This window comes from Mycobacterium sp. (assembly GCF_050701675.1).
Classification (GTDB): domain Bacteria; phylum Actinomycetota; class Actinomycetes; order Mycobacteriales; family Mycobacteriaceae; genus Mycobacterium.
The window spans coordinates 1-7,723 of sequence record NZ_JBOGDD010001262.1 but is presented as its reverse complement, the minus strand read 5'-3'; the positions used below and the strand labels follow the sequence as shown (position 1 = coordinate 7,723).

Here is a 7,723-nt window from a genome sequence, read left to right as displayed (position 1 = left end):
GCTGTATACCTCGCCCTCAACCCCAACGACCGGTGAGCCTGCCAGCTCAATGCCTGACAGCATGCGTCGCCGTCGCGCTGTCGTCGTCGCTCCGGTGGTACTGAGGTCAGAGTGTTCGAGGCATTCCAAAACGGCCTGAACACGTTCGGGGTCAAGGTGTTCGAGGCGTTGAGCGAGGCCCGGTCGGATGCGCGCGGCGATTACGGCAGTGATTCGGGCACCCTTCTTGGTCAGGTCGACACGCGACCGCCGGAGGTCGTCGCGATCGATCCTCCTCCCGATCAAGCCGGCCTTGGTGAGCTTGGTCAATGCGCGACTGACGACGGCGGGGTTGAGACCGAGGTCGCGGACCAGCGGCCCGAGCCGCCCAAGCACCCACGACGAAGGGATCGCCATGACACTGATCGCACTAGAAGAACACCCTGCTCCCCGTCGACCTCGTCAGCGAGGTGCGGCCAAATCCGACGGCGCCCGACGGGCTCACCGCGAAGCTGGTTGAGGTCGGCGAGCAGCGGCTACGGGTCATGGACGACGCGGGCGTCGACATGCAGGTCATGTCGGTCGCGGGCGCCGGGAACCCAGCAGGTCACGTCGAGCAGGCCGCCGACCTCAGTCGGGCGATCAACGACCGCTGCGCCGAAGTCGTTGCGGGCCAACCTTCCCGGTTCAACGCATTGGCGACGCTGCCCACCCAGGACCCGGATGCTGTGATCGTGGAAGCCAAACAGGGCGATCACCGAGCTGGGCTTCTGCGGCGTGGGCATCAATGGGCACACCCAGGGACGGTTCTCGTAGCCGATGTCGTCAACCGAACCGACCCCGGCGAAGAAGTGCAGGACCTGGCTATCCACGGTGCCCTCGTTGCTGATCTGATGCCAGTTCCCGCATGGGATGACAAGGACGTGTGCGCGCGACACCTCGACGGAGGACCCGGGCGCGCCGAGGAACTGCACTACACCGCTCAGTGCGATGACGACCATGTCAGCGTTCGGGTGCCGGTGCATGTGGTGGACGAAACCGGGTGGGAACGTTAGGTGGTCGAGGACCACGCCCTCAGTTCCGGTGAGCGCCTTGCTGAGCAGGTGGCGGTTGACCTGATGTCCGGTGATGTCCCACCGGCTGAACACTTCCTGCTCGATCTCACCGATATCGAGGAGTCTCACCTCTGACATAGCTCCCACCTCCTATCCAGTCCGCCCTCGTGTCATGAGCGCATTCACACCAAGAGTTAGCGTCAATGGCCAGAATTGCCAGGGCAGTCTTCGGCCGATCCGATGCTCCAGTAGCGGCACACTGGGCATTTGCAGCTGGCAGGTATGCCAAGATGCCCGTTGGCGATACGGGGATCCTGTTGGCACCTAACGGCACTCGACCCGTTGGCCGTCACGCGTGTTCTCCGATGAGGGCACTCAAAACGGCATGGATGCATTGCTCTTTGCACGGCCAGCAGTACCAGTCCTGCCAGCTCTTCATCCACTGGAGTGTCCGCTTGGACGTGCTGCACACGCAGCACTTGGGCCCTTCATCGGGCGCGGATTTGCTGACGGTCTTCCGGATGCCGTAGACAAGGAGCCCCATGAAGATGAGGACGACGATTCCGGTCATGAGCCCGTGATCATGTCCGGCGCCGGTTGGGCATAGACCCCTCGGGACGGGTTGGTGTCGACGTCGACGAGGGTGACGTCGTTGCGGTCCTCCAGTCAGGCACGGGATTCCCGACCACGTGCATCATTGGGTGGCCGCCCGAAATGGCGGTGCAGCTATAGATGCAATGCCTCAAGACGGTGCCGACGACGTTGCGGCCGACGAGGGTGTCCACATTCTTGAGGCTGGTGTCACCCGACAGTTCGTGGACCTCGGCCAGGGTCGGCATCGGTACGGTGAGCGTCACACCACAGCCTTGTGGGCATAGCAGCCTGAGGCCACGAGATTGGGTGTTCATGCGGCGGCCTCCTGGTCTTCTTTGTGGATGTTGCATAACACGCGGGAGCGCTGGGGATGCGTGGGCCACGTCAGTGCCGGTTCACTCCTTGGCATCGCTCCTCCTTCGGAAGTTGTTGCTAAATATCGACTTTCAGGTTCCTGTACATGAGGCCGAGCTGTGAATCGTTGTCGCGTCTGGAGTGCGTCGCGTGACCGCATTCTCGCAGCAACGATTGCATACGACTCAGCAATTATCGTCCCCGCTGGCGCCCGTGTGGCATGCCTGCTACCTGCAAGACTTCGGCTCGCCCGATGACGCCCGGCACCTCCAGCGGTACTTGCGGCTCCGGCTAGCGGGTAGGCCCGGATCCGGTGATCGGGAATCACAGATTGCGGCTGCCGTCGATGACACCGTGACCGCCGACCGCGATTCTCAATGCACTACGAGTCGCAGTCAACATAGGGGTTGGACATGTCGCACGCGCAGACGGAAGAAAGACACCAGTCGGGACCCGTCCACGACGCGCCGAGACGGCGAGGTGCGATGTCCCCGCCGGGACTGTTCGGGGGGGCCGGCACCCTGGTCCGGACGATCGGGCGTGCCGGGATGGCGCAGGCCTACGAACTGGGGCTGATGGCATCGCTGGTCAAGTCGCCGTCGCTGCACCTGGCCGGCGGTGGTGGCGCCGACTCGACATTGGTTGCGCTTCAACGGATCCGGGCCCATCCCGGAACCTCGACTCGCCCGGTGCTACTCGTGCACGGCTTCGGGGGCACCAAGTCGAGCTGGTACTTCGTTGCGCGATCCCTAGCTGCCGAAGGCTTGACCGTCGACGCGATCACCTACACGCCGTTCGGAACTTCGGTGGAGCAGCTCGCCGATCGGCTCGCAGTCGAGGTTGAGCGGATGTTGTCGCAAACCGGCGCGGACAAGGTGCATCTGATCGGGCACAGCCTGGGCGGGGTTGTCATCGCGCAGGCCATCGCAAGCGGTCGGCTCGCCGGCAAGGTCGACACCGTCGTCACTCTCGGCGCACCCTTCGGGGGTTCGCCGTGGGCGCATCTCGTGCCATTCGGAGCGATTGTCCGGGCGCTGCGGGGAGGTTCGCCACTCTTGCGCCGACTCGCCTCCACGCCAGTACCCGAAGGCGTGCGGTGGCTGGCGATCACGGCAAAACTCGATGTGGTCGTGCCCGGCGCCCGGTCGGTGCCCGCCCACGCCGAAGTGGAGACCGTAACGATCGGCGGCGTCGGCCATCTCGGGATGCTTCTGAGCCCGCAGGTTGTCCGACGTATCGTCGCGGCATTGCCCGCAAATCACCAACGAAGACGACGCATCTGAAGCTCGCTCTTTCATCAACCCAGTGAGAGGTGCTCGGCAGGACTTCAGCGTCGTCGACGAGAGCGTGGTTCCCCGATGACGTTGCGGCAGTCCGTGTTACCAGTGTTTAGCGTTGTTTGGAATCTGACGCTCCATGCTGAGTGTCGTCCCCAACCCGGCCGTGGCAGGCAGGGGCAAGTCGACGTCCGGCACCATGGTCAGGTTACGGTCGAGGAGTTCGGCGACCGAGAGTATCAGTCATCCCATCGGGTTATGCATCTTCATTTCCTTTGCATTCGGTGCTGAGGACATTTGGATGATTCCCACGACCCGCTCTGCGGAGGCCCTCCTGTCGTCGCCGCTAGCGCCTATCTGCACCCATTACGTCGTGCCGGCCAGCCGCCAACAGAACCGACGGCTTCGGTCACACAGCGGGAATCAGGACGCCGTAAGTCCGCGGGTCAGAATTTCGGTTGCGGTCACGTCCATGTCCGCACCCATCGATCCGAGCCGGCCGAATGACGCACAGACCCCCGCCAGTAGCCGACTGGCCGTCGCCGACGTCACCATGACCCTGCCGGACGACCCACAGAACGTCGAAGATTCTTCGCGCAGCAGCTCGGCGGTGACGGCGTCGACACAACTCCCATGCCCCTCGCTGACGTCAACCAGCCATGGAACACCGACATTGGGTTGAAGGTCGGGGATACCGCGGATCTGCCCGGGGCGATCAGTGACCCCCGATGACGGGAATCCTCGCCTACCGGCCACCCGCAAATACCCTGGTGCCGGGCATTCGCCACCAACATGCCCGCAAGTTGACAGCAGTTTTCCGGCTAGTGGGAATGCGCGCAGGTGCCGCGCACTGCCAAGCTGGCGTCATGGTTCTGCGAGGTACACGATGCGCTGCGTAATCGTTGATGACAGCGCGAATTTCGTCGACGCTGCCCGCCGTCTGCTCGAGCACGACGGCATCATGGTCGTCGGCGTTGCGTCGACCAGCGCCGAGGCTCTCCGTTGCGTCCAGGACTTACGGCCCGACGTCATACTGGTGGACGTCGACCTCGGAGAAGAGAACGGCTTCGAACTCGCCGAGCAAATCCACCGGTCCGCGTTGCCGGCACCCCCGCCGGTGATAATGATCTCCACCCACAACGAGCAGGAACTCGCCGACTTGATCGCAACCAGTCCGGCTGTGGGGTTTGTGGCGAAGTTGGGGCTGAGCGGGGGTGCGATCCGTAACCTCGTCGCTGGCTCAGCAGGGCTCGAGGAAAGTCACCACCGCTAGTGGTCTCATCAATACTTGCGGGGTCCCCTGTGCTCACGGGCTGTCGAGCGGGATGGTGACGTCCAGCGACGTCCCACTTCCGGCTGAGCTCACAATCCGCATTCGCCCGCCGAGAGCCTCGACCCGGTCTCTGAGCCCGATGAGCCCTGAGCCCTTGCCGAGGTCGGCGCCGCCGATTCCGTCGTCGCTGATCGATAGCGAGAGCACGTCATCCTCGGCTCGTGCGCCCACGGTCACTTGGGCGGCGTGGGCATGCTTGGCGGCGTTGGTCAGTGCCTCGGACACGACGTAAAACGCGCCGACTTCGACTGAGTCGGGCAAGTGTCGGTCAATCGCAAGCTCCAGGGTTACCGGGACGGCCGAGCGGCGGGCCAGTGTCTTGAGCGCGGGACCGATTCCGCCCTTGGACAGGATCGCCGGATGAATCCCGCGTGAGATCTCCTGCAGGTCTGCCATTACACCGGTTAATCCGGATGTGATGTCCCCAAGCTGCTCTCCGAGCGCCTGCAATTCGGGCGGCACTGACGCCTCTGCCAGCCGCAGCTGCAGGCCCAGCGCGACCAACCGTTGTTGGGCGCCGTCGTGCAGGTCGCGCTCCAGACGGCGGCGACCCTCGTCGGCGGCCGCGACGATGCGGGCGCGTGAGGCGATCAGTTCCGCGCGGGTGGCCGCGTTGGCGATCGCGGTGGCGACGAGATCGGCGAAGTCGCTCATGCGCGCCTCGGTGTCCGGTGGCAACGGCTCAGGTCGTAACCAACCGAGCGCCGCCATCCCCCAGACTCGTTCGTCGACAATGATCGGGACGCCCACCGTAGAACGCAGGCCCATCTTCCGTAGCCCTTCGGCGATGAAGCCGGCAGCATTCTGAAACTCCACGCCTTCCAGTCGTGCAGGACGGCCGGTGTGAAACACCCTCGTCGCGATGTTATCGCCGTCCAACAACCTATGGCGTTCGCCGACAACCGGTGCGCGCTTGATCCCGGGCGCGACGGCAGCCACGGCGACAACGGTCACCACGCCATTTTCAAAGCTGTTTACTGACGAGTTGCCTGCGCCCAGGCAGCGGGCCATCTCGTCTGCGACCGCGGAGAACACCTCCGACGGGGATGTCCCGCGCGCCACCAGGGTTGCCACCCGCCGCAACGCGGCCTGCTGTTCGGCGAGCACACTTAGCTCGTCGCGGCTCGCCTGCAATTCTGCGCGGGTCGCGGCATTAGCGATCGCCGTCGCGACCAGATCGGCGAAGTCGCCAGTGCGCGCCTCGGTGTCCGGTGGTAACGGCTCGGGTGCCGACGAGCCAACGATCGCCGCACCCCACACGGATCCGTCGACGATGATCGGGACTCCCACCGCCGAACGGACGCCGAGCTCACGTATGCGTGCGGCGTGGGTACCCGGAGCGTTGTCGTGGCTGTCCATTCGAGCGGTCCGGCCGAAGCGAAACACCCTGGCCGCGACGTTGTCGCCCGCCAAGGGCAGGCGCAGGCCCTCGGGCAGCTTCTGCCGTCGACCCCCGTGATAGATCGCGACGGGGATGAATTCCTCAGCCTCGTAGTGGGATACCGTCGCATGGCTCACATGCACGAGGCGGGCCATTTCGTCGGCCACCGCTTCGAACACCTCCGACGGGCTGACCCCGCGCGCCACCAGGGTCGCCACCCGCCGCAACGCGGCCTGCTGCTCGGCGAGCGCACTCAGCTCGTCGCGGCTGGCACGCAGTTCGGCGCGCGTGGCGGCATTGGCGATTGCGGTGGCGACGAGGTCGGCGAAGTCGGCGATCCGTGCCTCGGTGTCCGCCGGCATGGGCTCGGGGCTCGTCGAGCCGACAATGGCCGCACCCCACAACCGGTCGTCGACGTTGATGGGGACTCCCACGATCGAACCGATGCCCCCTGCACGAATGCGAGCGGCCTCCGGGCCCGGCGTGTCGTCGTGGTCGTCAATCCGCGCCGCGCGGCCGGTCCGCAACACCATCGCTCCGACGTCGTCGCCGCCCAGCGGAATGCGTTCGCCCGTGACGGGCATCGTCGTGATCCCCGGCTCGTACCGGACCGCGACCACGTACCCGGTGTTGTCGGGCTCAAAGCGCAGCAGCCCCGCGTTCACCACATGCAGGCATCGGGCCAATTCGTCGGCCACCACGGCAAACACGTCCGATGGGCTCGCACCCTGGGCAACCAGCGTGGCTACCCGCCGTAACGCGACCTGTTGCGCCGCGAGCGCGCTGAGCTCGTCATGGCCCGCCTCGACCTGCCGGCGGCGTTCAACAGCCTCGGCGGCGCGCGATCGAGCCAACCCCGCGATTGCGGCGGCCGCCAGCGCCACGACCAGGAAGACGGTGATCGCCACCCAGTTCCCGGCCCAGACCGCGACGATGCTCCCGCCGGTCTGCAAACGATGGAAGTGAACGTAGACAACGGCGCTGGCCAGCGCCATCATCACCCCGAGCCTGAATCCCCACAAGGTAGCGACGACCAAGACACCCAGCAGAAACACCACACCAAAGATGTTTCCGGGAGCGACCTCTTTGAGGACGTATACCAAGGCGCTCTCCGCCGCAATCAGCAACATCCCGACGACGAGCCCCAGCACCAGGGGCGGGGAGGTTGGGCGCAGCAGCCCCGAGAGCCCACGTGCCCGCATCGACGCCAACCCAAGTCGAGCATCAGACCCGCCGCGCGCACAAATACCCCCCGGCAACCAGCCGGGAAGCCGTGACCGTCTCTGCGTCATAGCGCAAACTCACAAATCGATCTGGCGGACTCACGTGAGCGCCGACCGAATCTTAACGCGCATCCGCGACCAATACGGCGGACGGATCCTGACGCCGGCGCTGTTGAAGTAGCGGCTCACTCGGGCCGCGAACCGGTCGATACGCCCAGATTGGCACTGGTCAGGATTGCACCCGGACTGCGAGACTAGAAACGTCAAGAAATGGATCCTCGCTCCAGGCGTTCATCGCAAATTTGCGGCGGCGCGGCGCCCGCTGAATGCGGCGAAGGGACATCAGGTGACGAACGACGAGAAACCGATTCCGGGCGACCTGCTCGGGCAGGGTGAACCCGGGTGTCCCGCAGTGGGGCGGGGCCCGAACGCGGGCGGTGAGTTCGCCCAGCAGGATTATCACCACCCCGCTGCCGGCTGGGGCGCGGCACGCAGCGGGGGCAATGTGTTGCTGCAGAGCCGCGAGT

The 7,723-nt window shown here is 65.2% G+C and carries 7 protein-coding genes; 4 read left to right on the top strand and 3 right to left on the bottom strand.

The features are described 5' to 3' along the window. Both ACRDUX_RS39140 and ACRDUX_RS39135 read right to left on the bottom strand, forming a co-directional pair. On the bottom strand, positions 1-396 hold a 396-nt coding region (locus tag ACRDUX_RS39140), incomplete at its 3' end, for a winged helix DNA-binding protein (RefSeq protein WP_526422653.1). A gap of 119 nt (positions 397-515) precedes the next feature. Further along, positions 516-1,172: a cupin domain-containing protein gene (locus ACRDUX_RS39135; RefSeq protein ID WP_526422651.1), complete on the bottom strand. Its 657-nt coding sequence runs from the start codon at positions 1,170-1,172 to the stop codon at positions 516-518. 1,295 nt (positions 1,173-2,467) lie between these two features. Between ACRDUX_RS39135 and ACRDUX_RS39130 the strand changes: the two genes are divergently transcribed. From ACRDUX_RS39130 to ACRDUX_RS39120, 3 genes are all read left to right on the top strand, one after another. Next, complete coding sequence (locus ACRDUX_RS39130; protein ID WP_526422649.1) at positions 2,468-3,265, top strand: alpha/beta fold hydrolase; 798 nt, start codon at positions 2,468-2,470, stop codon at positions 3,263-3,265. A gap of 466 nt (positions 3,266-3,731) precedes the next feature. Then, entirely contained in the window at positions 3,732-3,941 is a 210-nt protein-coding gene (locus ACRDUX_RS39125; protein ID WP_526422647.1) for a hypothetical protein, read from the top strand. Positions 3,942-4,145: 204 nt separating this feature from the next. After that, complete coding sequence (locus ACRDUX_RS39120) at positions 4,146-4,532, top strand: LytR/AlgR family response regulator transcription factor (protein ID WP_526422645.1); 387 nt, start codon at positions 4,146-4,148, stop codon at positions 4,530-4,532. Positions 4,533-4,565: 33 nt separating this feature from the next. Here the strand turns inward: ACRDUX_RS39120 and ACRDUX_RS39115 are convergent, their stop codons facing one another. Then, the gene (locus tag ACRDUX_RS39115) at positions 4,566-7,175 is read right to left on the bottom strand and encodes a GAF domain-containing protein (RefSeq protein WP_526422643.1); all 2,610 of its coding nucleotides are present in this window, start codon (positions 7,173-7,175) and stop codon (positions 4,566-4,568) included. Between the two features lie 367 nt (positions 7,176-7,542). Here ACRDUX_RS39115 and ACRDUX_RS39110 point away from each other — a divergent pair. Beyond that, positions 7,543-7,723: hypothetical protein (locus ACRDUX_RS39110; RefSeq protein ID WP_526422641.1), on the top strand; the 181-nt coding region annotated here is incomplete at its 3' end.

What these genes read in the sequence shown, in the direction of transcription:
- ACRDUX_RS39135 (WP_526422651.1), bottom strand. Translation starts at nt 1,172, where the DNA reads ATGTCAGAGGTGAGACTCCTCGATATCGGTGAGATCGAGCAGGAAGTG.
- ACRDUX_RS39115 (WP_526422643.1), bottom strand. Translation starts at nt 7,175, where the DNA reads ATGCGGGCACGTGGGCTCTCGGGGCTGCTGCGCCCAACCTCCCCGCCC.
- ACRDUX_RS39125 (WP_526422647.1), top strand. Translation starts at nt 3,732, where the DNA reads ATGTCCGCACCCATCGATCCGAGCCGGCCGAATGACGCACAGACCCCC.
- ACRDUX_RS39120 (WP_526422645.1), top strand. Translation starts at nt 4,146, where the DNA reads ATGCGCTGCGTAATCGTTGATGACAGCGCGAATTTCGTCGACGCTGCC.
- ACRDUX_RS39130 (WP_526422649.1), top strand. Translation starts at nt 2,468, where the DNA reads ATGTCCCCGCCGGGACTGTTCGGGGGGGCCGGCACCCTGGTCCGGACG.